Source organism: Mycobacterium sp. 1245111.1 (assembly GCF_001673405.1).
Taxonomy (GTDB): Bacteria; Actinomycetota; Actinomycetes; order Mycobacteriales; family Mycobacteriaceae; genus Mycobacterium.
Genome location: NZ_LZLV01000112.1, coordinates 222,223 through 246,561, shown reverse-complemented (window position 1 = coordinate 246,561; position 24,339 = coordinate 222,223). Strand labels below are relative to the sequence as shown.

General features: G+C 66.1%; 10 protein-coding genes. 5 read left to right on the top strand and 5 right to left on the bottom strand.

Annotated features, from left to right (window positions below; all coding sequences use genetic code 11):
* Positions 1 to 89: 89 nt before the first annotated feature.
* The 5 genes from A5658_RS17680 to A5658_RS17660 all read right to left on the bottom strand — a co-directional run bounded on the left by A5658_RS17680 (position 90) and on the right by A5658_RS17660 (position 6,919).
* Positions 90 to 1,703, bottom strand: coding sequence for an FMN-binding glutamate synthase family protein (locus A5658_RS17680; protein ID WP_067337884.1), 1,614 nt, complete (start codon positions 1,701 to 1,703; stop codon positions 90 to 92).
* A 63-nt stretch (positions 1,704 to 1,766) separates the two neighbouring features.
* On the bottom strand, positions 1,767 to 2,066 hold the full coding sequence (locus A5658_RS17675; RefSeq protein ID WP_067337881.1) for a DUF3349 domain-containing protein: 300 nt from the start codon (positions 2,064 to 2,066) through the stop codon (positions 1,767 to 1,769).
* Between the two features lie 80 nt (positions 2,067 to 2,146).
* Positions 2,147 to 2,866: a GAF and ANTAR domain-containing protein gene (locus A5658_RS17670; protein WP_067337878.1), complete on the bottom strand. Its 720-nt coding sequence runs from the start codon at positions 2,864 to 2,866 to the stop codon at positions 2,147 to 2,149.
* Between the two features lie 132 nt (positions 2,867 to 2,998).
* Positions 2,999 to 6,178: a patatin-like protein gene (locus A5658_RS17665; RefSeq protein WP_082993249.1), complete on the bottom strand. Its 3,180-nt coding sequence runs from the start codon at positions 6,176 to 6,178 to the stop codon at positions 2,999 to 3,001.
* A gap of 15 nt (positions 6,179 to 6,193) precedes the next feature.
* Entirely contained in the window at positions 6,194 to 6,919 is a 726-nt protein-coding gene (locus A5658_RS17660) for a hypothetical protein (RefSeq protein ID WP_067337875.1), read from the bottom strand.
* Positions 6,920 to 7,201: 282 nt separating this feature from the next.
* On the opposite strand from A5658_RS17660, the gene A5658_RS17655 reads away from it, so the two are divergent.
* The 5 genes from A5658_RS17655 to A5658_RS17635 all read left to right on the top strand — a co-directional run bounded on the left by A5658_RS17655 (position 7,202) and on the right by A5658_RS17635 (position 24,338).
* The gene (locus A5658_RS17655) at positions 7,202 to 7,975 is read left to right on the top strand and encodes a DUF1906 domain-containing protein (RefSeq protein WP_067337872.1); all 774 of its coding nucleotides are present in this window, start codon (positions 7,202 to 7,204) and stop codon (positions 7,973 to 7,975) included.
* 104 nt (positions 7,976 to 8,079) lie between these two features.
* Entirely contained in the window at positions 8,080 to 8,535 is a 456-nt protein-coding gene (locus A5658_RS17650; RefSeq protein ID WP_067337869.1) for an MPT63 family protein, read from the top strand.
* Positions 8,536 to 9,021: 486 nt separating this feature from the next.
* The gene (locus A5658_RS17645) at positions 9,022 to 10,392 is read left to right on the top strand and encodes a cytochrome P450 (RefSeq protein ID WP_156751521.1); all 1,371 of its coding nucleotides are present in this window, start codon (positions 9,022 to 9,024) and stop codon (positions 10,390 to 10,392) included.
* 283 nt (positions 10,393 to 10,675) lie between these two features.
* Entirely contained in the window at positions 10,676 to 19,060 is an 8,385-nt protein-coding gene (locus A5658_RS17640; protein ID WP_067337862.1) for a type I polyketide synthase, read from the top strand.
* Positions 19,050 to 24,338, top strand: coding sequence for a non-ribosomal peptide synthetase (locus tag A5658_RS17635; RefSeq protein ID WP_067338508.1), 5,289 nt, complete (start codon positions 19,050 to 19,052; stop codon positions 24,336 to 24,338). The genes A5658_RS17640 and A5658_RS17635 overlap by 11 nt, the downstream gene beginning before the upstream one ends.
* Position 24,339 lies beyond the last annotated feature (1 nt).

Genomic DNA, 24,339 nt, shown 5'->3' with positions numbered 1-24,339 from the left:
CTCTATTAATTTAGAGTAGGTTGCGGCGACTTGGTAGCTGGCACGACCGTCCCATTTTCAGGTTTCGGTCGTGCTCTTCCAGACATCGGTCAAAGGCGTCTAGGAGACGGCAGTTTCGCGGTCATCGGCGCAAACGAATCGGGGTCGGCGGCGTCCCAATCCGCCTGCCACCACACCGGGGTGTGTTCGAGCAGCTCTCCGGGTGTGAGCCACTCGTAAAGTTCGGCGTAGGAAAGTTGTTCGCTCGGCGAAATGCGCTTGCGCAGCATATGCGGGTTGAGCTGCGACGGGTGCGACACTCCCATCGACGCCATCATGTACATCGCCTGCTTGACAGTGGCGCGCTGGTATCGGTACACCCGCTCGCTCTTGTCGGCGACGTCGAGCGCGCGGGCGCGACGTGGATCCTGGGTGGCGACGCCGACCGGGCAACGGTTGGTGTGGCATCGCTGCGACTGGATACAACCCGTCGCCATCATCATCGCGCGGGCCGAGTTGGTGTAGTCCGCACCTTGGATGATCCGCTTGACGATGTCGTTTCCGGTGGCGACCTTGCCGCTCGCACCGATCCGGATGTTTGTCCGTAGGCCCGTCCCGACCAACGCATTGTGCACGATCATCAGTCCGTCGGTGAGCGGAAGACCAACGTGGTCCTCGTATTCCAGCGGTGCCGCCGCGGTACCACCTTCGGCACCGTCGACGATGATGAAGTCGGGAGATACTCCCTCGGCGAGCATTGCCTTACACAACGCCAGCACGTCGAGCCGCGAACCGACACACAACTTCATGCCCACCGGCTTGCCGCCGGTGAGCTCGCGTAACTGCACCACGAACGCCATCAGTTCGCGAGGGGTTGCGAACGCAGAGTGCGCGGCCGGGCTGACGCATTTCTCCCCCACGGGCACGCCCCGGTAGGCCGCGATCTCTTTGCTCACCTTCGCCGCGGGCAACACACCGCCGAAACCGGGTTTGGCGCCCTGACTGAGCTTGATCGAGATTGCTTTGACCGCGTCGTGAGCGGCCTTCTCCGCGAACAGTTTCGGGTCGAAAGAGCCGTCGCTCTTGCGCGCACCGAAGTAGCCTGAACCAAGCTCCCAGATCACGTCGGCGCCACCGAGGTGGTAGGGAGTGAGCCCGCCTTCTCCGGTGTCATGCGCGAAATGACCTTTGCGCGCGCCGTTATTCAGTGCGCGCAATGCGTTGCCGGACAGTGAGCCGAAACTCATCGAGGAAATGTTCAACAACGCCATGTCATAGGGCTGCTTGCAGTCCGGTCCGCCGATGCGCACCCGGAAGGGCTCTGGGGCAGGCTCCACTGGCGCAACAGAGTGCACCAAGTACTCGTAGCCCGGGTAATCGATGTCACGTTCGGTGCCGTAAGACTGTTCGGCCGCAACGCCTTTCGCTCGCTCGTAGATCAGCGACCGGACGTCCCGATCGAAAGGTCGGCCGTCGAAGTTGCGCTCGATGAAATACTGCTGCAATTCGGGGCGAATCGCTTCCAGCAGAAAGCGCATGTGCCCCAGTATCGGATAGTTACGCAATACCGAGTGCCGGCGCTGTAGCACATCGTAGACCCCGACGAGTGCGAGGGCACTGACGATCGCGGCGGGCACCGCGTAACCAGGCGACGTCGCGACGGCGAGGTAGCTCAGCGCGGCTCCGAGTACAACTGCAACTGCAACACCGGCAAATCGGATCATTGCTGCAGTGTGTGCCCCGACCGCCGCGGGATAAACCGGGCGCGCCGTTCGCCCAGCGGGCTTTCAGTTTGAGGAGCGGAAGACGTCCGTCACCGACCATCCGCCCCGAACGAGTCGCTCGTTGACCCGCCGGACGTCCTCCAACGAGGGCAGGTCATCAACCAACTTGGTGATCGCCACGTGCACATCGGCCCCGTCGACCGGCACGTTGCCGGCCACCATCAGTTCGTCGGCAACAGTGGACACCTCGTCATCGGACAGCCGACGTCGACACAGCGCGAGCAGCGGAATAAAGCCGCGGCCGGCAATGGTCGCGGGATAGCCGGCCCGCAGAAAATCTAGGACACGCACTCGCAGCGACATCGTTACCCCCTTGCGGGAAACCGTTTTACGTTCTTGCTTGCTCGCTGCCCTGGTGTACTCAAGGCGAGGTGTACTGCCAGTCAGCTCCGCGTGGTCTCGGAGCTCGCCTCACGACGTTCGGCTTCGACCAACCCCGCGGCGACTTTAGCCAGCGGTGTGTTCGACGATTGGGACAATCGCTTGAGGAGCTCGAATGCCTGGACGGCATCGATCTTGAACCGCTCCATCAGCATGCCCTTTGCCTGACCGATGATGTCTCGCGACTCAATCGCCTTGTGGAACTGGGCGTCACGGCGTACCAGCAGCCATGCCATCGACGTGTAGGCCGCGTACGTCACTGCGGTCTCGGTGATGCCGACGTCGAAGGCGTGCGGCTTCTCGGCGTACACGTTCAAGGCGCTTTTACCCGGCGAGTCGGAGACCAATGCCAAGCTGAGCACCGAGCGGATCGGTGTCCGAGCGATGGCGGCTCGGCTGTAGGCCGGCCATCGCTGGTCGTGCTCGATGTCGTCCACGCGGACAACGTTCTCGTTCTTTGCCGCGGACACGCAGGGGCCCATCCCATAGCGATCTTGAATCTCGTCGAGTTCCGCGGGAAGCGGACCTGTCGCCGCCTCCGTGGACACCTTCCCGTGAGCAGACACCGTGATTCCGGCATGTTGCGCGCCCGGCACGAGCCGAACCGCCCCAGCCGTCAATTCGGACAGAACACCCTTGACGTCGGTCACTTGCTGTCGTTGCAGGCCACGGATAAATCCTGTCATCTCGACATCGAGGCTAGGCGGAAAATCGGCGCTCATCAGGCTCCCTTCCGGGTGCTGGTTTGCCCCCCCAGAACTGACGGAAGCTGCCGTGCCCGTATACCCGTCCACCGCATACCTAAAGCCTGTCTGGCTACTTTTCGCGTTGCGGCTGCGTGGACAGGCGAAGGGTCACTTTCGCCGAGGGTTTGCCGCGCCTAGTGCGGCCACGGCTACAACGAGCGCCCCGACAGCGGCCAGCGGGTGCCACCATTGCGTGCCGAGCCAGTAGACGTTTCGACCCAGCAGTCCCGGATGGTCTTCGGCACCGAATAGCCGTGTGCTCACGAGCGGCGTGGCCAACGAAAGCACCGCGCCGACGATGGTGAACGACAACAGCGCGAACAACAGCCTGCTCGACCACTGCCAGGTGCCCAGGACAAGAAGGTAGGCGCCGAGCCCAGCCATCGCCAGGCCGGTAATGCCGAAGATGGCGAACGATTGGATTGCGAATGCGACACCCGTTATCAACAACACGGCGCCGACGATAATCGACCGCCTGGCAATGCCTTTGGTCGTCGATGTCACCCGATAGCCGCTGAGGGTCAGGGTGCGGAGTGTAGCCAAAGGCGGCTTGACGACGCTGGGAATCCCGCTGATCGAGCCGATCGCCGCCGATGCGGTCGCGGCCGCCTTTGTGATCGTGCGTGCCATCAGCGGAGAACCCTTGTCGGTGAGTAACGTCTCGCACGGCACGGGGTTCTTCTTCAGCAGCTCATATTTGGCCTCCGGTCGGACCGCTGCCACGACATCCCGGGCCCACGTTCGAGTCCGCGTCGGGCTCCAATCCGGCTGCGGCTGGTGGTGCGGTTCGAGGACCGTCTTGGCCAGCACGCTTAATTCCTCGTCGACTACCCGTTGCTGCCAGGCTTGCGCCAGCCATAGCGAGGTATTCGGAATGCTGGACGGTATCGGAGCCTTCGAGTCCTCCAGAAATTCGAGTTCGTCCAACAGCGTCTGCTGGTTCAAAACCTTAGCCGGCGCTTTGCCGACCGAAGGCAGTTGGTAGCCGTCTTCTGGGATCGCCGGTGCACCAAAGGTTTTGAGTTGGTCGAGAAACCACTCCTTCTTGGCTCCGGGTGCCGTGAGCTGGTTGGCGTTGCGCTGCACGACTCGCAGCACCCGCCTCGGATCAAGCAGCATGTGCACGAGCCAACCCGCACCGTCGAGTCGGCCCCACATCCAGTCGTTGGCTCGCCAGGAGCGCTTGTAGAACGCGCCGAAGTGGTGCAGCTGCATCCCCGTGAGCTTCTCCTCGGCCGTGGAGAACTCGGGTGCGAGCAGCGACCGGGTGTCCGCACTCACCTGGATGAGCTGCAACGGCTGCTCGATATCCGCGCCCGCGGGAAGCATTGCACGCTGCGTCGCAGCAAGATCGAACAGTTTCAGCGAGATGCCTGCCGGCTCAGTCGATGATCGAAGGTATTCGAGGTACGTGCGCAGTTCCTTGACCGCGGCGTTATCCCGCGCGGGTTGCGAGGCTGGATGGCGGCGCTCGGCGTCCGCGTCGGTCGGCGCGTCGGCGAGCCTCGTCAGCGTATTCCAGTGCCTCTCGAAGATGGCCTCGAGATTTGACCAAGCTGTGGCCGGTAACTCGCGTTCGTCGAGGTATCTGATGGCGATCTCGCCTGCGGCCTGTCCAAGCCTCTCGCCCGCTTGGTCTCCGGCGGTGCAGACCGAACGAACAATTTCGGTGAGATCCATCGGCAACGGCATCGGTCGACGCTCCGCGGCGAGCTGATCGGCGGCGGCACCGGGTTTGTCGGCGTTATGGATTCCTCTGGTCAGCTGGGCAAGCGAGTCGAAATCTGAGTCTCGCTGCGCGAGTTCACAAGCCGCGTCGACGACTTCGAGCGCGGATCCCTTCGCCAGGTCGAATGCCGTCTGCCCATAGCGGTAGAGGTCGGCCGCACTTTCCGGCAGCAGCTGTTCACCTGACTGGGACCAGCGTTGCAGGATCGCGCCCTTGATCGATTGCCGACACACTTTCTCAGCGTCGCCCCCGATGCCGAGCCGGAGTTGCCAGTTTTCGGGAATCCCATCGGGTGCGCTGCCTGACTTTGGATCCCACGTGCTGAGTTGCCGCAGCAGGGCATCGGTGAGGGCTTGGGCTTGTTTGCTTGCCTCCCGATTTTTGTAGTCTTCCAACAGATTCGGGGTGAGCAGCCGTGAGTTCGAAAGCTCGTTGGCCAATTCCGCGAGTCGAAGCCTGGCATCCGTTCGCGCTTCCATGCGGTCCTGATGAGCCCTGATCGTGCGGAGATCGGCGGCGATCGATTGAGTCGTCACCGCGGTCAGGTCCTTCATCAATCCCTCGACAAGGCCGAGCGGTTCGGCCACCTTGTCGGGCGGCGGCTGTTGCACCAGTTGCGGCCCGGACGAAGGCACGACGAACAACAGCACCCGTCGCACCGGACGCTCGGCGGGGCGATCGAAGATGCGCTGGAGTAACACGTCGATCGGCTGATTGTCCAGCAGGCCACCGTCGGCGACCCAGTGCGACTTGGTGATGTTGATGAAGTCGGCCATCGGCGGTCGGGCCGGCACATCCTTCGTCGCCGGGGTGCCTGTGGTGAGCGGAACGAAAGAGGGTTCGAACGCAGCGGGAAACGAGGCAGAGCTTCGGGCGGCCAACGCCAAAGCGGAAAACTTGTCTTTGTCTGCCAAGTCCGTTTCGGTGAATGTGAAGACACCGCGCCGGTCGACGTCCTGCACGCGGGTGCCGAACGAGTCGGTGAATTGGCTTGTCTCCCCGTTGATTAGGGTCGTCGTGACGTAGAGCGTGGTCGACGGACAGCCGAGCTGCTCCGCATATTTGGCGGGCGGGAACGGCCCCGACTTGAGGTCTGGGATCTGCTTGTTCAATTCGCTGAACATGCGCCGGTCTCCGTACAGCAGTGACGGCACGATCTTGTCCGTGGGGTTTCTGATCAGCTCCGTCAACGCGCCGATGTCGAGCCAGATATCGCGCAGACCGCCGAGGTCGGATCCCGTGACTCGGGACGACGCGAGCAGGGCGGCATTGATCCCGCCAGCGCTGGTCCCCGACAAGATGTCGACGTCGACGACGATGTCGAGCAGATCGATGAGTTTTCGGTAGAGCTTCAGCGATTGCTCCGCGTGCGGCTTCAGCGTGCTGTTTACCGGGAGGTCTCCGCCTACTCTGCGCCACTGGGACGCCTGCGCCAGTAGGTTGATTTCACGGGCAACTCCCGCCATCCAAATCGCCAGGCTCACTCCGCCAGTCATGGTTGCCGCGAGCCGAACCTCTTGCGTCCTCGGCGTGATGTCAGCAGACTCGTGCGTCGCCATCAGGCATCGCCTTCCTCATGCGCTTGCTTGCGCGAACAGCGCTTCGGTCTGCTTGAGGCGTCGCCGAGTGCGGGCGAGCTTGCCGGACTTCATCTGTTTGCGCCAGTCCGGAAAGTTTTCACCGAACTTCTGATGCTCTGCGCCGGCGGACTCGTAGACGACGTAGCCGCCCTTGAGAATGCTGAACGGCGCGTGCAACTGTCCGAGTTTGTCGTACTGCGCGGTGGCGTGATCCGACAGCGGGTCGAACCACGCCGGCGTCACAAAGTTCGACACCGAGACGCCGTTGACCGCATAGCTCGGCGCCTCGACTGGGTCGCACACCTCGAAGCTGTACGCCTTGCCGTGTCCGTCGTTGGCCCACAGATTGCAGTTGGGGTCGATATACATTTCGAGCACTTCGTGCGACAGCACGCTGGAAACACTCCAATCCCCCGTCGTCGCCTTTCCGCCGTTTTCGAGTTCCGGCTGCGCGGCGACCACGCCCCAGAGCTTTCCGCCCTGATCTTCGGTGTGATAGCCGAGCACGCCTTTGGGCTGATCTTTGATGGTGTCGACCAATGCAATGCCGTGCGCGGTAGCGGGCACATCCTTTGAATCGGTGTAGAAGATCACCGCTGCTGGAGCTCGGTCCCACAACGGCGCGACATCTAATCGGACCTGGGCGGCGATCGCCTGGGTCATGGTGGCGGCATCCTCGTCCGACACCAAAGTCGACTGGTTGAGAATCGCAATCAACATATCCGCTCCCGTCGTTGAACCTGATCCCTCGAGGGCTATCGATATGGTCCGTCGAGTTCGGGAAAATCTCCTGAGTAGTCCAATACTCGACATCGTTGGCGGATATCTGCATTTCGCAGTTTCGCGGGGATCGCTTGAAATGGCCGACTGTGCAGGTTATGTACGCGGGAAGGCGGAAAACCCATTCACGAGCTGCACGGTCGGCGCCAACCCGCGGCCCGATGGCGGCGCACACCAGCGCGGCAACACCGTTAACAGCAGCCACATTGTTAACATCGCCGGATGCCGGTTTCCCGCCGTGACGCACTCCGCTACGCCACCGCGGTGACGGCGCTGGCCGGAATGGGTGCAGCGGCCGCACGCGGCGGCAGTCCGACTGCGAGGGCGGCGGCCGCTCCAACGCTGATCGACTTTGCCATGCACCAGATTCCGGCCCAAGACATCCGGGCGGCCGGGCATTCCGGGGTAATCAACTACGTCTCACTCTCCCGCCCCGGCTCTTCCTTTGGCGCCAAGCCGATCACCCGGCCCTACGCCGAGGCGCTGACCGCCGCGGGGCTGGTGATCGTCAGCAACTACCAGTACGGGAAGCCGGGCGGCACCGCACCATCAGACTTCAGCCGAGGGTTCGCCGGTGGCGTCTCCGACGCCCACACCGCTTCGCAGCTGCATAACGCCGCGGGTGGCGGTCGAAGTGCACCGATTTTCTTCACCGTCGACGACGACATCAGCCGCGACACCTGGAATAACGTTGCGCTGCAATGGTTTCGCGGAATCAACTCGGTACTCGGCGTGCAGCGCACCGGCGTCTACGGCGGCATCAATGTGTGCCAGTGGGCCGCCGCTGACGGCGTGATTGGCAATTCGCGTACTCCCGGCCACCGCTGGGCGTGGCAGACCCGGTCCTGGTCGCATGGCCAGGTCGACCCCGCGGCCGTTCTTTATCAGCGCATCGTGAGCACTGCGTCTACCCCCGGGCCGGTGGTCGGCGGGCAGGAAGTCGATGTCAACGACGTTCTGGCTCAAGACTGCGGCCAATGGAACCTCCACCCCTGAGGCGGTAAACCCCGCGCAGGTTTCGGAATTGCCGAGCTTGGATATACGCCGTCGATATTGCTGTTGCCCCCTGGACAACAAAGATATTGCGGAGGGAGATTGAGATGACGTTCTCGCGCATCGCATCAAAGACGATCGCAACTGCTGCCGGCGTCGCCACGGCCGGAGTTCTGATGGCAACACCGGCTTTCGCCGACCCGCAAGCGCTGCAGTTCGGTCAAATGGCCGAGCTTTCCAGCAATGGCGGCACCATCGACTACACCGTGAGCAACCTCCAGCCCAGCGGCCACAACGACGGCATCTGGTACTCCGACGTCACGGCCAAAGGGGTGAGCGGCAACGCGACTCCGAACATCGCCGACTTCAACGCGCGGGCTGCCAACAGCTCGACCTTCGCGGTGATGAAAGGAAACCAGACCGACGGCCTTCCGGAGGGGCCACTCCCATTAGGCCAGCAGGTCACGGGGCGGCTCTACTTCGACGTTCGTAATGGTACGAACCCCGACAGCGTCGTTTACCGCGACGCCGGCGGCACTGACAAGGTGGTCTGGAAGAGCTAGCCGCCTGGAGCGGACTCGCTGGCCGTGCAACGAACTTTATTGGCTAGGCCAAGACATCACCTGCCGCTCGCTTACTAACCTGCCCAAGCAGTCCCAGCATGCAAGGCTGGGACTGCTTGGTATAGGAGAGCGTGTCGGGAAAGGCTGCGATGGGTAGGGCCGCCGAAAAGATCACCCCGATGTGGATGTCCAACCGCATCAACGACTTTGCCATCAGGCCTGTCGATGATGGGCGGTAGTCCCGCAACGGCTGCTCGACTGGCGTCTGGAAAGGGTGGCGGTCGCGGCAGCCAATGACATTGTTCTGGCCGAGGTATTGCTGCGAACGCTGGCGCTCACCGACTCGCCCCTTCGGCTGCTGCGACCGTCGAGGAGTCCGGACTACCTAGCCGGATCAGTACGATGGCTATGCGAAATGTGGAGGCCAGAACCGCCGACACCGCTGGGCTGGCTCCGGTCGGTCGCTATCTCTAGTTGGAGGTGAAGATGACTGCCGGCACCGCTCACCGCAGCATCGACACGTTGCCCCGCGTCGGTGTGCGCGGATTGGCGCGCGATCGCGGACGGTTCTTTCGGCCATTGGGCCAGCAGTCGCCGCTGCGTGGCATCGGCGAGCGGTTCCTGATCGACATCCCGTTCGGCCCCAAAATGGTCGTCACGTCGTCCCCCGAGGACGCCAAGGCCGTGTTCGCCGACCGGGACGGCGCACTGTCGTTCGGAGAGCTGATGAAGCGGTTCTCGCCCCACGAGAAGCTGTTCGGAAGCGACGCGTTCATCTTCCTCGAGGGCGAAGCCCACCTGGAAGAGAAGCGCAAGGTCGCGCCGCCCCTGCACGGCAAAGCCCTGAAGTCCTACGAGCAGGCCATGACCGACATCGTGTTGCGCAGGCTGCCGGAATGGCCGCTCGGCGAGCGTGTCGAGTTCTGCGATATCGGCGGCCAGCTGTCACTCGACGTAATGATGACGGTGATCTTCGGCGTCTCGAAACCCGAGCGGATGCAGCGCCTGGAGAAGGCGATGCTGGCGCACTGCGCGTCCACCGAAAGCCCGAGCTTCCTCGGTGTCGGCATGGTCACGATGGCGCTGCGCGGCAACTGGGTGGCGGTCCCGTCGGTCGCACGCACGGCCGCCGCGGTCGACGCGATCGTCCTCGAAGAAATCGCCGAGCGGCGGCAGACGGGGGCCCGGCCCGACGATTGCCTGACGTTGTTCCTGGAGATCAATCAGCAGGACGAGCATCCGCGCGACGACGCGTTTCTGGCGCGCTCGATGCGCGGGCTGATGCTGGCCGGCTACGCCGCCACCGCGGTCACCTTGGGTTGGGTGGCCGAGCTGCTGGTTCACCAGCCCGAGACGCTCGCCACACTCGAGGAGAGTATCGACCGCGGTGAGGATGCCTACCTCGACGCGGTGATCGCCGAGTCGATGCGCGTTCGTCCGGCGCTGCCCATCACGGGCCGCCGGGCAATGCGGGACTTCGACCTCAACGGTCTGCACATCCCGCGCGGCGCCTACGTCATCCTCGCGATCATGGCGATGCACGAGCGCGAGGACCTGCATCCCGATCCGCTGGCGTTCCGGCCCGAGCGCTTTGTGGATTCGCGGCCCGGCACCAACACGTGGCTGCCGTTCGGCGGCGGTGTATACCGCTGCGTCGGCGCCGAGTTCGTGCTTTTCGAGGCGCGCGTGCTGCTGCGGACCTTCCTGCAGCATCGTCGGCTCAGCGCGGTCGACGGCGCCCCTGGAGGTCGACCCAGCCGCAAACACCCGCTGCCCGTGCCGACGGACGGCGCTCCGGTTCTGCTGTCGAGCTACGACGGAACTCGTCGATCGGCCCGGGAGGACATCGCGACCTGAGCCGGCTCGGAAGGCTTTGGCGAACGAGACCGTTACATGACAAGACCCGGCGGATTCGGATAGCGGTGCCGGCACGCGCGATGTAGAGATTTCATGACCGGCACCGTTGCCAAGAAATAGGATTCCCGAAAAGGACTGGAGAGCAAATGCCAGGCGAATTGCGATGTCGTCGCGACGGGGAAATGCGTCATCCAAGGCGGCGTTGCAACCGCTCGCACGGCGATATCATCGTCACCTCTCGGTCGAGGTCCCGGCTCGGCGTCCAGAGTGAACGCCGGAAGGAATGCGATTGACGGACCGGACATTCCTGAATCTCGTACGGCAAAGGGCCGAGGCTTACCGCGATAAAGCCGCTTTCGACTACTGCCGCTATTTCGCTGATGGCGAACAACATAGCCAACTCACATTTGGCGAACTCGACACCAGGGCGCGGTCAGTCGCGTTGGTTTTGCAGCAAATGGGCGCCACGGGCGAACGGGCGCTGGTTCTGTGCCCGTCGGGGCTGGATTTCATCGTCGCGTTCTTCGGGTGCATCTACGCCGGGGCGGTCCCGGTGCCGGTACACCCGCCCGCCCGCGCCCGGGTGATCGGCCGCGTCGCGTCGATCGTGCAGGACACCCAGGCGCGGTTCACCGTGACCACCGCCGAGACCCAGGCGAAGTTCCAGAGCGCGATCGACGAGATGGCCGACGGGCCGGCGATGCGGTGGTGCGCCGTGGACGACATCGCCGCATCGGCCGACGAGTGGGTCGCGCCGGACATCGATCCCGACGACACCGCGATGCTGCAGTACACCTCGGGTTCGACGGGCTCGCCGAAAGGCGTTGTGGTGAGCCATCGCAACCTGCTCAGCAACGTCGAAGCCATTCGTACCGCGTGGGGCGGAGGCAACGACCGGGCCAAGGGCGTCTTCTGGTTGCCGCTGCATCACGACATGGGGCTGATCGGCGGCATCCTCACGTCGATCTACGTTGGGGCCACGTCCTACTTCATGCCACCCGAGTCGTTCATCGAGCGGCCGATGCGTTGGCTGGAGGCGATCGCGAAGCACGGCGGCACGATCACCGCCGCACCCAACTTCGCCTACCAGTTGTGTGTCGACCTCAGCACGCCCGAAGAACGCGCGGCCCTGGATCTGTCCACGATGACGACCGCCATGTGCGGCGCGGAGCCGATCCGCGCGGCCACCCTGCAACGTTTCGTGGATGCATTCGCCCCGGCGGGCTTCCAGCCGCATGGCTTCGCACCCGTGTACGGGATGGCGGAGTCCACGCTGCTGGTCTCCGGAAAAGCGGAACAGGACCGGACCGCGCCGATCGTGCGATACCTGGACAGCGACGCGCTGCGCGATCACCGAGTCGTTCCCGTCGCCCCGGGCTCTCCAGAAGCGGCGTCCTTCGTCGCGTGCGGTCAGGCGCAGCCGAACCACGAAGCCGTGATCGTCGATCCGGCGACCGGCCGACGATGCGCGGACGACGAAGTCGGGGAGATTTGGCTCACCGGAGGCAGTGTCGCTCAAGGATATTGGGGCAAGCCGGCCGAAACGGCGGAGACCTTCAACGCATTCCTCGCCGATACCGGACGCGGGCCGTTCCTCCGCACCGGCGATCTCGGCTTCCACTTGGACGGCGAGCTGTTTGTCTCGGGTCGCCTGAAAGATCTCATCGTCATCCGCGGCCGCAATCACTATCCCGAAGACATCGAAGCCACCGTGCAGGACAGCCACGACGCCTTGCTACGCGGTCGCGGAGCAGCGTTTTCGATCACGCCCGATTCCGATGCCGGCGAGCAACTCGTGATCGTGCAGGAAGTCGACCGCTACCGAGCCGGTGACATGGACGCCGACGAGGCGCTCGCCGCCATCCGCACAGCAGTGACCGAACATCACGAAATTCGGCCGCACGCAATCATTCTCACCGAGCCATCGACAATCCCCACGACGTCGAGCGGGAAGATTCGCCGCAACCGATCTCGGCAACGCTTCCTCGACGGTGACCTCGCGTCGATCGCGCAGTGGCGGGAAAAGGCGTCGGGCGCACCTCGCCACGCCGCAGACGCCGAGCGCGGCACACCTGGCGCCGGGGAACTGGCGGCCTGGTTGGCCACGCAACTTGCCGACATGCTCGACATTCCCGCGACCGAGATCGACACGTCGCTGCCGTTCGCCCACTACGGCCTCGACTCGGTTCGAGCCGTCCGGCTCACCGCCACGCTGGCAGAGCATGTGGGACAAGAGCTTTCACCGACACTGCCCTACGAATACCCGACCATCGACGCGCTCTGCGCCCACCTGACCGAAGACGTCGCGGCCGAGCCGGCGGCGCGGGTCGCCGAGCCTCGGACCGTCGCCGCCGACGAGCCGATCGCGATCATCGGCATCGGTTGCCGGTTCCCGGGAGCCGATGGGCCCGCGGCGTTTTGGGAAATGCTCGCCGAAGGCCGAGACGCCGTCATCGACATTCCGCCGGAGCGCTGGACGGCCGACCCGAACGGCGTAGCGAGGGGCGGATTCCTCGACCAGGTCGACCAGTTCGACGCCAAGTTCTTCAACATCTCGCCTCGCGAGGCAGCGCGCATCGACCCACAGCAGCGCCTCCTGCTGGAAGTGGCCTGGGAGGCTTTGGAAGACGCCGGCCAGCCCACCGAGCGGCTTGCCGGTAGCCCGACGGGCGTGTTCGTCGGCGTCTCGACCTACGACTACGGCAGCCTCCAGTTCGGCCGGCCCGACCTGATCGACGCCTACAGCGGCACCGGCGGCGCACTGAGCATCGCCGCCAACCGGCTGTCCTACGCGCTGGATCTGCGCGGACCGAGCATGGCGATCGACACCGCGTGTTCGTCGTCGCTCGTGGCCGTCCACCAGGCCTGCCGCAGCCTGCGCGACGGCGAATCGACGCTGGCCATTGCCGGTGGGGTCAACGTCATCTTGTCCCCGGCGTTGGGCCTCAACTTCAGCAAAGCCACGCTGATGGCAGCCGACGGACGCTGCAAGACGTTCGACGCCGCGGCCGATGGATATGTGCGGGGCGAAGGCGCCGGCGTCGTCGTCTTGAAACCGTTGAGCCAGGCGCTCACCGACGGCGACCGAATCTATGCCGTGCTGCGCGGCAGCGCCACCAATCACGACGGCCGGACCAATGGTTTGACGGCGCCGAGCCGGCACGCGCAAGAGGCCGTGCTGACCGAGGCCTATCGTCGAGCGGGCTTGTCCCCCAGCGCGGTTCAGTATGTCGAGGCACACGGCACGGGCACGGCGCTGGGCGATACGATCGAGGCCAACGCGCTCGGCGCCATCCTGGCCGACGGACGCACCCCGGACAGCCCGTGCCTGATCGGATCGGTGAAAACCAACATCGGCCATCTGGAGGCGGCCGCCGGAATGGCCGGACTGATCAAGACGGCATTGGCGCTGCAGCACAGGGAGATCCCGCCGAGTCTGAACTTCGATCAACCCAATCCGCATATTCCGTTCGAACGGCTCGCGCTGAAAGTGGCCGATGTTCGCACGCCGTGGCCGCTGAACAATCGGCGGGCCGTCGCCGGGGTCAGCTCATTCGGCTTCGGCGGCACCAACGCTCACGTCGTCATGACCGAGGCCCCGGAAGTCCGGGCGCCGCAGTCGCACGGTGCGAATGGGCGTGTCGAGCTGCTACCGCTCTCGGCGCGATCACCAGAAGCATTGTCCGGGTTGGCAACCCGCTACGAGCGGGCATTGCTGGCCGGGATGCCGCCTACCGACCTGAGTTATACGGCCGGTGCGCGGCGCGACCACCACGACTACCGGCTGGCCGTCCTCGGTCGTAATGCCGCCGAGTTGTCCGAGTCGCTCGCTGCCTACCGACGGGGCGAGAGCCGGCCCGGGTGGACGACCGGACGACGCCGACCCGGACCCGGTACCGTGTTCGTCTTCTCCGGGCAGGGATCCCAATGGCGAGGCATGGGACGGCAACTGCACGCCGAGGAGGAGGTGTTCCGGGATGCGCTGACCGAATGCGACCGGGCGATGCGCCCCCACCTCGGTGCTTCGGTGCTCGATGCGCTGCTGGCCGGCGACACCCTCGACGACATCGGCCTGATCCAGCCGGCCCTCTTCGCCATGCAGGTCGCGCTGGCGGCGCTGTGGCGGTCATGGGGTGTGGAACCCGCAGCCGTGATCGGGCACAGCATGGGCGAGGCGGCCGCAGCGCATGTCGCGGGAGCGTTGACCCTCGACGACGCGGCGCGGGTGATCTGCGCGCGGGCCCGTCTGTTACGCGGGGCGGCGCGCGGCGGGGCGATGATCTCCGCGGAGCTGTCGCGGGCCGAGGCGGACGAGCTGATCGGCGGGCGCAAGGGCCGGGTCGTCGTCGCGGCGAGCAACTCGGTGCGGTCGACGGTGCTCTCCGGCGATTCGGATGTGCTGTCGGAGTTGATGTCCGAGATTCAGCGCCGTGACCGATTCTGCCGTTGGGTCGACGTCGACGTGGCCTCACACAGCCCTCGGATGGATGCACTGCGCGACGACCTCGCCGCGGCGCTCACCGGTGTTCGGCCCTCGGCGCCCACCACGCCGATGTACTCCACAGTGACCGGCGAACCGGTCGACGGCGCCGCGCTGGACGCCGCGTACTGGGTGGAGAACCTCTGCTCGCCGGTGCGCTTCTCCGCGGCTGCGAGGCGGCTGTTCGAGCGGGACCATGAGGTGTTCCTGGAGGCCAGCCCGCACCCGGTGTTGTTGAGCGCGCTGCGTGAAGACGCCGAAGACCTCGGCCGCGCGTGCACCTTGGTGCCCTCGATGCGCCGCGATCAGGGCGGGCGCGACGCCGTGCTGGCCTCTCTCGGCGTTTTGTACGCCAGTGGACAATCGGTGGTCTGGGATCGGCTGCATCCCCGTGGGGCCCGGTTGGTTTCGGCGCCCACGTATCCGTGGCAGCGCGAACGGTTCTGGCTGGACATGGCGGCGACCGGTCACTCGACGGTTGCCGACCGGTCGCCGTGGCGCGGCCCGATTCGCTCGTCGACGCAGCCGACCGCGGTGATCTGCGAAATCGACGTCGGCACTGAGCTTTTCCCGATACTGAGCGACCACCGGGTGCAGGACGAAGTCGTCGTCCCGGGGGCCACTCTGCTCGAGCTCGCGGTCACCGGCGCCGCGCGGGCCTTCGTCACACCCCGCATGCCGCGCGACGTGGCTTTCCACCGGTCGCTGATTCTCGACGGAGCGCAGTCCCGGACCGTGCAGCTGGTCCTGCGCGGCGAGCCGTCGGGGCCCGTGTCCTTCGAGTTGCACAGCATGGACCCGACGCCGTCGCTGCTCGCGGCCGGCGCGCTGGACGCCGGCGAACCGAACGTCGAGGTGCATAATCCCGACGACATCCGAAACCGTTGCACAGAGCGGATTTCCGGGACGGCGTTCTACAGCCGACTAGCGCAGCACGGCCTGCAATACGGCCCGGCGTTCCAGAAGGTGACGGATGTCTGGCGCCGTGATGGCGAGGCGATCGCGCAGCTGTCGCCGGGGGACGCCGGCGACTTCGATGCGGCGGTGCTGGACGGCTGCTTTCAGACGCTCGCAGCCACACTTCCGGCGAGCAACGGGCACTCGCACGACACCTACCTCCCGATCGGCGTTGCGGATCTGCGGGTGCGCGGGTCGTTTTCGGACGGCGTGTGGTGCCACGCGCGGCTGCGCGACGGCACCGAAGGCGACGTGTACCTGCTCGACCGGACCGGGAAAGTCCTCACGGCGGTACACGGCCTGCGCCTCAAGAAGCTCGCAGATTCCGCGGCGAGCGCTGAGCCTTCCGTTCGCGGCGATCTCTACGAACTGCGATGGGAAGCAGCGCAACTCTCCGAACGGAACTCGGCCGGGATGGACAACTGGCTGATCTTCGGCGACGGTGGCACCACGACGGACCGCACCCGAAAGCTGCTCGAACAGCGCTCCCAGACCTGTTTCCTCGTCGAAGCGGGATCCGACTTCGAACGACTGACATCGCACCATTACCGCCTCGATCCGGCTCAGCCACAACAGTTCCGGCGGCTTCTCGACGACCTGCCGGCGCCGCTGCAGGGGGTCGTCTACCTCTGGGGCCTGATGGATTCGATGGAGTCGACACGGGTCCTCGGACCGACCGGCGTGCTGCATCTCGTGCAGGCGCTGACCGCGTCGCAGCGCTCTCCGCGCCTGTGGCTGGTGACTCAGGGCGCGCAGCCGGTCGAGGCGGCCACCGACGTCGCATCTCCCGCCCAGGCGCCGCTGTGGGGCATGGGCCGCAGCATCGGCCACGAGCATCCCGAGCTGCGCTGCTCGCGGGTCGACCTGCCGATCCACGAGCAACCCGAAGATCTGGCAGCACTCGTCGAGGAGTTCCTGGCCGACGCGGCCGATACCGACGTCGCGTTTCGCAGCGCGCGGCGCTACGTCGCCCGAATGACCCCACTCGTCGTGGCGGCGGAAACCGTTGCGCCCCGGCCAGACTCTGGCTTCCGGATGGAATATTCGCGGCCCGGTGTGCTCGACGACATCGACACCCGCGCGGTGGCTCGTCGCACACCGGCCTCGGACGAGGTCGAAATCCAGGTTCGCGCAACCGGGTTGAACTTCATCGACGTGATGCGCGCACTCGGCGTGTACCCGGGTCAGGAAGCAGGGCCCACCCAGATCGGCGTCGAATGCTCCGGCGTCGTGACCGCCGTGGGCCACGATGTCGACGACGTACGTATCGGAGACGCGGTCATCGCGTTGACGGCAGACGGTGTCGGCTCCTTCCTCACCACCCCGGCCGACCTGGTGGCACCCAAGCCCGTCGAGCTCAGCTTCGAGCAGGCCGCGACCATCCCCATCGCATATCTGACGGCCTACTACGCACTGCACGAGCAGGCCCGGCTGCGTCGCGGCGAGCGCGTGCTCATCCATTCCGCCGCCGGCGGTGTCGGCCTGGCCGCCGTCGAAGTCGCCCGCTGGCTGAACGCGACGGTGCTCGGCACGGCCGGCACGCCTGAGAAACGCGACTACCTACACGGTCTCGGCATGGAGCATGTATTCGACTCACGTTCACTGGGTTTCGCCGATCGGGTGCTGGCCGCAACCGGCGGCGAGGGCGTCGACGTGGTGCTCAACTCGCTATCCGGCGAGGCGATCCCGCACAGTCTCGACGCGCTGAGCCGCTACGGCCGATTCCTCGAGATCGGCAAGACCGACATCTACGGCCAGGGCCGACTCCAGATGTGGCAGCTGCGCAACAACGCCTCCTACATCGTCATCGACCTCGCTCAGCTGATCGTCGATCGGCCGGCCTATGTGGGCGCGCTGCTGCGCGACGTCGTCGCTCATCTCGAGCAGGGCGCATTCCGCCCGCTACCGGTGCGCTCCTTCCCGGCCGCGAAGACCTCCACCGCGCTGCGAACCCTGGCGCAGGGCAAGCAGATCGGCAAACTCGTCGTGTCGGTGGACCGGCGGCAGGCGGCTCACCACGAGAAGCTCCCCGCGCAGTTCGAACCCAACGCCACCTATCTGGTCACCGGCGGGCTCGGCGGCATCGGTCTGGCCACCGCGTCGTGGATGGTCGAGCGCGGCGCCCGGCATCTGGTGCTGCTCGGGCGCCGACCGGCATCGGAGGCCGGGCAGCGGGCCATCGACGAGCTGCGGGCCAACGGCAGCGAGGTGGTCTACGCCCGCGGCGACGTCACCCAGGCCGACCAGCTGGCCTCGGTGCTCGATTCGATCCGGACAACCATGCCCCCGCTGCGCGGCGTCGTTCACGCGGCGGGAATCCTCGATGACGGCATTCTCGCGCGCCTCGACGACCGGCGGCTGCGCGAGGTGATGGCGCCCAAAATCGACGGCGCATGGAATCTGCACACGCTCACCCGAGATGCGGCACTGGACTTCTTCGTGCTGTTCTCCTCTGCCGCAGCGCTTTTGGGTTCGCCCGGGCAGGCGCACTACGCCGCGGGCAACGCGTTCCTGGATGCGCTGGCATGGTACCGGCACGCGCACGGCCAGCCCGCGCTCAGCATCAACTGGGGCCCGTGGGCCGAGGTCGGCCTGGTCAACAAGCCCGAACAGCAACGAAACCTCCAGCGGCACGGCATGATTCCGATCCCGGTCGCCGACGGCGTGCAGACCCTGGCGAGGCTGTTCCGGTCATCGGTCACCCAAGTCGCCGTCCTCCGGATGAATCCTTCCCTGGCTGCGGGCCCGGCCGACGCACCGGCCCCCGAACGTCACGACGACCTTCGAGACGCGCTCTTACACGCCGACGAGAACACGCGCCGACGCCAGCTCACGTCGTATCTCACCGAACAGGCCGCCGGCAAACTCGGCCTGGCGCCGTCGCAGCTGGACGTCGAATCGCCGCTGCAGCAACTCGGGGTCGACTCGCTGATCGCGGTGGAGTTGCGCGCGCAGATCGAGCGCGACCTGGGCATCGTCGTGCCGGTGGTCCGCCTGTTGGACGGTCCGAGCGTGACGGGGCTGGCCGGATTTCTGGTCGACCAGTTATCAAGCACCACTGGGCAACCCGCGCCTGCCGAGACCGGTAACGCTCCCGCGGTCAACGGGCCCAACGGCGCCGACCCGCAGTGGATGGACGTCCTGGGCCGGCTACCCGACATCTCGGACGACGACGTCGACGCGCTGCTTCGCGACGTCCTGGCGGCAAGGGAAGGTGACGATGACGGATAACCTCGCCGGCCTGTCCGCCGAAGAGAAACGCGTCCTGCTGGCCCGCCTGCTGATGGAGAAGGCGGAAGCGTCGGCGTCGGCGCATCCACTCTCGTATGGCCAGCGGTCGCTGTGGTTCCTCTACCAGCTAGCGCCGGGCAGCCCCGCCTACACGATCACCTACGCCGGGCGGATCGGCGGCCCCCTCAACGCAGACGCGCTGCAGGCCGCGGCCCAGGCGCTGGTCGACCGGCACGACATCTTGCGGACCACCTACACCACGCGCGACGGCCAGCCGGTTCAGCTCGTCCACCCCCGGCTCCCGGTGCGCGTCAACCGCCTCGAGTTGGACAGCGACGAAACTCAGCGGTGGCTGCGGCGAGAAGCCGACCGCCCCTTCGATTTACGCACCGGGCCGGTGGTGCGCTTCAACCTGATCAACCAGGGCCCCGACGAGCACCTACTCGTGCTGACGCTGCACCACATCGCCGTGGACATGTGGTCGATCGACCTGATCCTCGACGAGCTCCGACAGCTGTATGCCGCGGAGCACGGCGCACCGCCTCCGCCACTCCCGCCGATGCGCTACGTCGACTACTCACTCGACCAAACCCGCGCCATCGAGGGCGCCGAGGGTGACCGCCTCTGGCGGTATTGGAGCCAGCAGCTGGCCGGGGAGACGCCGATGCTCCGGCTGCCGGTCGACCGGCCCCGCGGCGCGGTGCAGACCTACCGCGGTGCCGTGCATCGCTTTTCGATCGACCGTGCGCTGACCGCTCAGCTCAAAGATGTGGGCCGCGCCGCCGGCGCGACGCCGTACATGACCCTGTTCGCGGCGTACGCCACGTTGTTGCACCGCTACAGCGGGCAGGATGATCTGCTGATCGGCTCCCCATTCGGGTGCCGCGATCACCCGGGACTGGCCAGCCTGGTCGGCTACCTCGCCAACCCCGTGGTGCTGCGGCCTGACCTGAGCGGCGATCCGACCTTCACGGCGCTGCTGGGCCGCGTCAAGACGACAGTGCTGGAAGCACTCGAGCACCAAGACTTTCCGTTCGCGTTGCTGGTCGAGAAGCTCGACCCCGCCCGCGACCTGAGCCACACGCCGCTGTTCCAGGTGTCGTTCGCGTGGGAACAGACCCGGCGCTTGCAAGAGGGCGTGGCCCCAGGTCCCGGCGCGCTGGACTTCACGACCACCCACATCGGCCAGGGCGGCGCGCCGCTCGACCTGATGCTGCTGATGGGCGAACAAGACGGCGAACTGCTGTGCGCCCTGCAGTACAACACTGACCTGTTCGACGACGCGACGATCGAGCGGATGGCCGAGCACTTCGCGACCCTGCTCCGCGGGATCGTCTCCGACCCAGGCGTCGGCCTGTCGAAACTGCCGATCCGCACCGAGGCCGAGCGTGCGCGGCAGGTGGCGTGGAACGACACCGCGATCCACTTCGACGCCCCAGACACGTTGGCGGACATGGTGACCGCGGCGGCCCGCCAGAATCCGTCGGCGATCGCCGTGACCTTCGAGGATCGCGACGTGACCTACGCCGAACTCGACCGGCGGGCCGACGATGTGGCGGCCCGGCTGCATGACTTCGGCGTGAGGCAGGACGACCTGGTCGTCGTCCTGCTGGACCGCAGCGAAGACTTGGTGGCGGCCCTACTCGGCGTCGCGAAATCCGGCGCCGCGTTCATGCCGCTCGACCCGGGGCAGCCGGCTAATCGCCTCGCCGCGATGATCCAAGCCTCCGGCGCGCAGGTCGTGGTCACGCACGAGCCGAACCTGCCGCTGCTCAACGGCTTTGCGGGCCAACGTCTCTGCCTGGACCTGCCGGTTGCTCCCGCGGCAACGAAGGCTGCGACGATAGTCGCGCGGCCGGATGGATTGGCCTACGTCGTGCACACCTCGGGCTCCACCGGCGTGCCGAAGCGGGTGCTCAACACTCACGGCGGGCTGCGCAATTTGCTGCTCTGGATGCAGGCCAACTACCGGCTCGACGCGCGCGACCGAGTCCTGCACCACACCCCGGTGACCTTCGACGCGTCGCTGGCAGAGATCTTTCTGCCGCTGATCGCCGGCGCGCGGCTGGTGATCGCAAAACCCGACGGGCACCGCGACGCCGCCTACCTGGTGCGGACCATCGCCGAGCAGAGCATCACCCACGTCGTGCACGTCGTGCCGTCGATGCTGCAATCCTGGCTCGCCGAGCCCGGCCTGCGGGACTGCGTCACGCTGCGGCGGGTGACGTGTGGCGGCGAGGCGCTGCCCTACGAGCTCGCTCAGCGTTTCCTGAACACCACGGACGCCGAACTGTGGAATGAGTATGGCCCCGCCGAATCCGCCGTCACGGCAACATATGCGCACTGCAAGCGCGGTGCGCCCGGCCCGTCGATCCCGATCGGGCGAGCGATCGCCAACGTCCAGATTCATCTCCTCGACGCCTACCTTCAACCGGTGCCGGTGGGCGTTCCCGGCGAGCTGTACATCGGCGGCGCCAACGTCGGCCGCGGCTACCACGGTCAGCCCGACCTGTCCGCCACCAGGTTCATCGCCGACCCGTACGCGGGCAGGCCCGGCGGAATGCTTTACCGCACAGGCGATCTGGGGCGTTATCGACCCGACGGCAACATCGAGTACCTCGGACGCCAGGACAGCCAGGTCGAAATCCGCGGCGTGCGAATCGAACCCGGCGAAGTGGAGGCGGCGCTGAGCCGGCATTCCGACGTGACGGAGGCCGTGGTCGTCGCCGGCACCGACGAACGCGGCCACACGCAGCTGACCGCCCACATCGCGTCGACAATTGAGCCGGCGCCCACCACCGCGCAGCTACGGCGATTCCTGCTCGAGTGGCTTCCGGCCGCCATGCTGCCGGCCCACTTCGTCGTGACGAACGAGTTGCCCCGTACCTCCGGCGGCAAGGTCGACCGGCGCGCGCTCGCCGACACCGCCTCCCGCGCAGCGGGAGGCGAGCACGAGTTCGTCGCTCCCCGTACTCGGACCGAGCAGATCCTGGCTGACATCTGGCGCAAGGTCCTCGGCGTAGAACGGGTCGGCGTGCACGACGACTTCTTCGCGCTCGGCGGCTCGTCGACGCACAGCCTCGAGGTCGCCGTCCGGGCGGAGGCGGCCGGCCTGCCGCTCAAGCCGGAGTCGGTGTTCTTGTTCGGCACGATCGCCGAACTGGCCGCGGAGTACGGGGAGCCGAGCCAGAGCGGCCGCCCCCACACGCCCGTCATCGAGGCGCCCGACGACAGGCCTCTGGAGGAGCCGCAGCCATTGCCCGCGCCGGAGCGCCCGACCCGCAACACCGTGATCGAAAGCATCGGCGCCTACTTGCCTTTCAAGGAGGTGTCGACCGCGGATCTGCTCGCCGGCTGCGTCAACGACATCGGCATCCCGCTGGAGAAGTTGACGGGGATCAAGCACCGACGGATGGTGGCCGAGGGTGAGTTCTCCATCGACCTCGCCCGCCAAGCCATCGCCGACTGCCTGTCCCGGTCGAGTTACCGCCCGGCCGAGATCGACCTGTTGATCTCGTGCAGCATTTCCCGCTACGACGGGCCCGACCAGAAGTTCGTCTTCGAACCCAGTACCGCGGCGCGACTGCGCGGGCAGTGCGGCCTGGACAACGCGCTGGCTTTCGACATCACCAACGCCTGCGCCGGAATGTTCACCGGCATCGCGATCGCAGACGCGTTCTTGCAGACAGGGCTGGTCGGCCGCGCCATGGTGGTCAGCGGCGAATACATCACCCACATCAGCGAAACCGCGCAACGACAAATCGAAGGCCCGATGGACCCGCGGCTAGCGTGTCTGACCGTCGGGGACGCCGGGGCTGCGGTGATTCTGGAACGTGGACCCAACAATCGGGCGGGTTTTCACGACATCGACATCGCCACCCTCAGCCGCTACGCGCCGATGTGCATCGCGAAGGCCACCGGTGGATCCGAGGGCGGCGCGATCATGACTGTCGATTCGATTGCCGCGACCGCGATCGCGGTCAAGGCGGCGGTGCCGTACGTGGCCGGGGTGATGCGACGGCACGGCTGGCGCCCGGAGCACTGCGACCACATCGTGATGCACCAGACGTCGGAGTCATCGATCAACGACGCCGTCGGTGCGGTGAATCGGATGTTCGGCGAAGGGTCCGCCAACCCGGGCAACACCATCTACAACCTGGCTGAGCGCGGAAACACCGCCAGCACAACGCATTTCGTCGCGCTCAAGGATCACATCCTGAGCAACCGGATCCGCTCGGGCGACAACGCGGTCTTCGGCATCAGCGCCTCCGGGCAGACCGTCGGGGCCGCGCTGTACACCTTCGACGACCTGCCCGATCGGCTGCGCCGCGGTTCCGAGGATCACGGTCACGAGGCGCTGCACGACCCACCGACCGTTGAGCCGCCACCGCCACCCGCGGTGGGTATCGCCGGGGTCGGCACCGTCCCGGCCGGTCCGCTCGGGTCGCGCGGCTCAGTGGAGCTGGCTACCGAGGCCGGCGCCCGGTGCCTCGGACAGACCTCCATCGAGCGTGACCAGCTTGGCCTGATCATTCACGCGGGCGTATACCGGGACGAATTCATCAGCGAACCGGCCATCGCGGCACTGGTTGCCGGCAAGCTCGGGATCAACGACGACATCCGATCCCCGGACGGCCCAAAGACTCTCGCGTTCGACGTGTTCAACGGCGCCGTGGGATTCCTCAACGCCTGCCAGGTGGCCGTCCAGATGATCGGCGCGGGAAAGACCGGGCACGCGATGGTCGTCGCCTCGGAGACCGAGAACAACGCTGGCGGCGACGCGCATCCCAGCTACGGCCTCAGCGAGACCGGGTCCGCGGTAGTCCTCTCGCCGACCCACGGCAACAAGGGATTTGGCCGTTTCGTATTCCGCCATTACCCCGACTACGCCGACGCGCTCACCACCTACACCCGGCACACCGACGGTCGCACCTGGCTGGAGATCGACCGCGACCCGGACTTGGCCGCCCACTATGTCGACATCATCGCCGACGCGGTGGGCGAGCTCCTCAAGCTCGAGGCTCTCGCGCCGTCAGATATCGCCGCGGTGTTTCCTCCCCACCTGTCAGAGGCCGACCGAGAAGACCTGGCCGCCCGATTAAGTATCGCCAGTTCGCTTTTCGTCGCTCCCCCATCCGACACCGACCCGTTCTCGTCGTCGGTGCCGCACGGATTGCAGCATGCCTGGGAGCACGGCCTGGTCGGCTCGGGCGACGTCGGGTTGATCGTGAGCGTCGGCTCCGGGCTGCAGGTCGGCTGCACCACCTACCGCTTCTGAC

Bases quoted from the DNA above. Each gene is read 5' to 3' on its own strand.
- A5658_RS17680 (WP_067337884.1), bottom strand. From the start codon at position 1,703: ATGATCCGATTTGCCGGTGTTGCAGTTGCAGTTGTACTCGGAGCCGCG.
- A5658_RS17675 (WP_067337881.1), bottom strand. From the start codon at position 2,066: ATGTCGCTGCGAGTGCGTGTCCTAGATTTTCTGCGGGCCGGCTATCCC.
- A5658_RS17670 (WP_067337878.1), bottom strand. From the start codon at position 2,866: ATGAGCGCCGATTTTCCGCCTAGCCTCGATGTCGAGATGACAGGATTT.
- A5658_RS17665 (WP_082993249.1), bottom strand. From the start codon at position 6,178: ATGGCGACGCACGAGTCTGCTGACATCACGCCGAGGACGCAAGAGGTT.
- A5658_RS17660 (WP_067337875.1), bottom strand. From the start codon at position 6,919: ATGTTGATTGCGATTCTCAACCAGTCGACTTTGGTGTCGGACGAGGAT.
- A5658_RS17655 (WP_067337872.1), top strand. From the start codon at position 7,202: ATGCCGGTTTCCCGCCGTGACGCACTCCGCTACGCCACCGCGGTGACG.
- A5658_RS17650 (WP_067337869.1), top strand. From the start codon at position 8,080: ATGACGTTCTCGCGCATCGCATCAAAGACGATCGCAACTGCTGCCGGC.
- A5658_RS17645 (WP_156751521.1), top strand. From the start codon at position 9,022: ATGACTGCCGGCACCGCTCACCGCAGCATCGACACGTTGCCCCGCGTC.
- A5658_RS17640 (WP_067337862.1), top strand. From the start codon at position 10,676: ATGCGATTGACGGACCGGACATTCCTGAATCTCGTACGGCAAAGGGCC.
- A5658_RS17635 (WP_067338508.1), top strand. From the start codon at position 19,050: ATGACGGATAACCTCGCCGGCCTGTCCGCCGAAGAGAAACGCGTCCTG.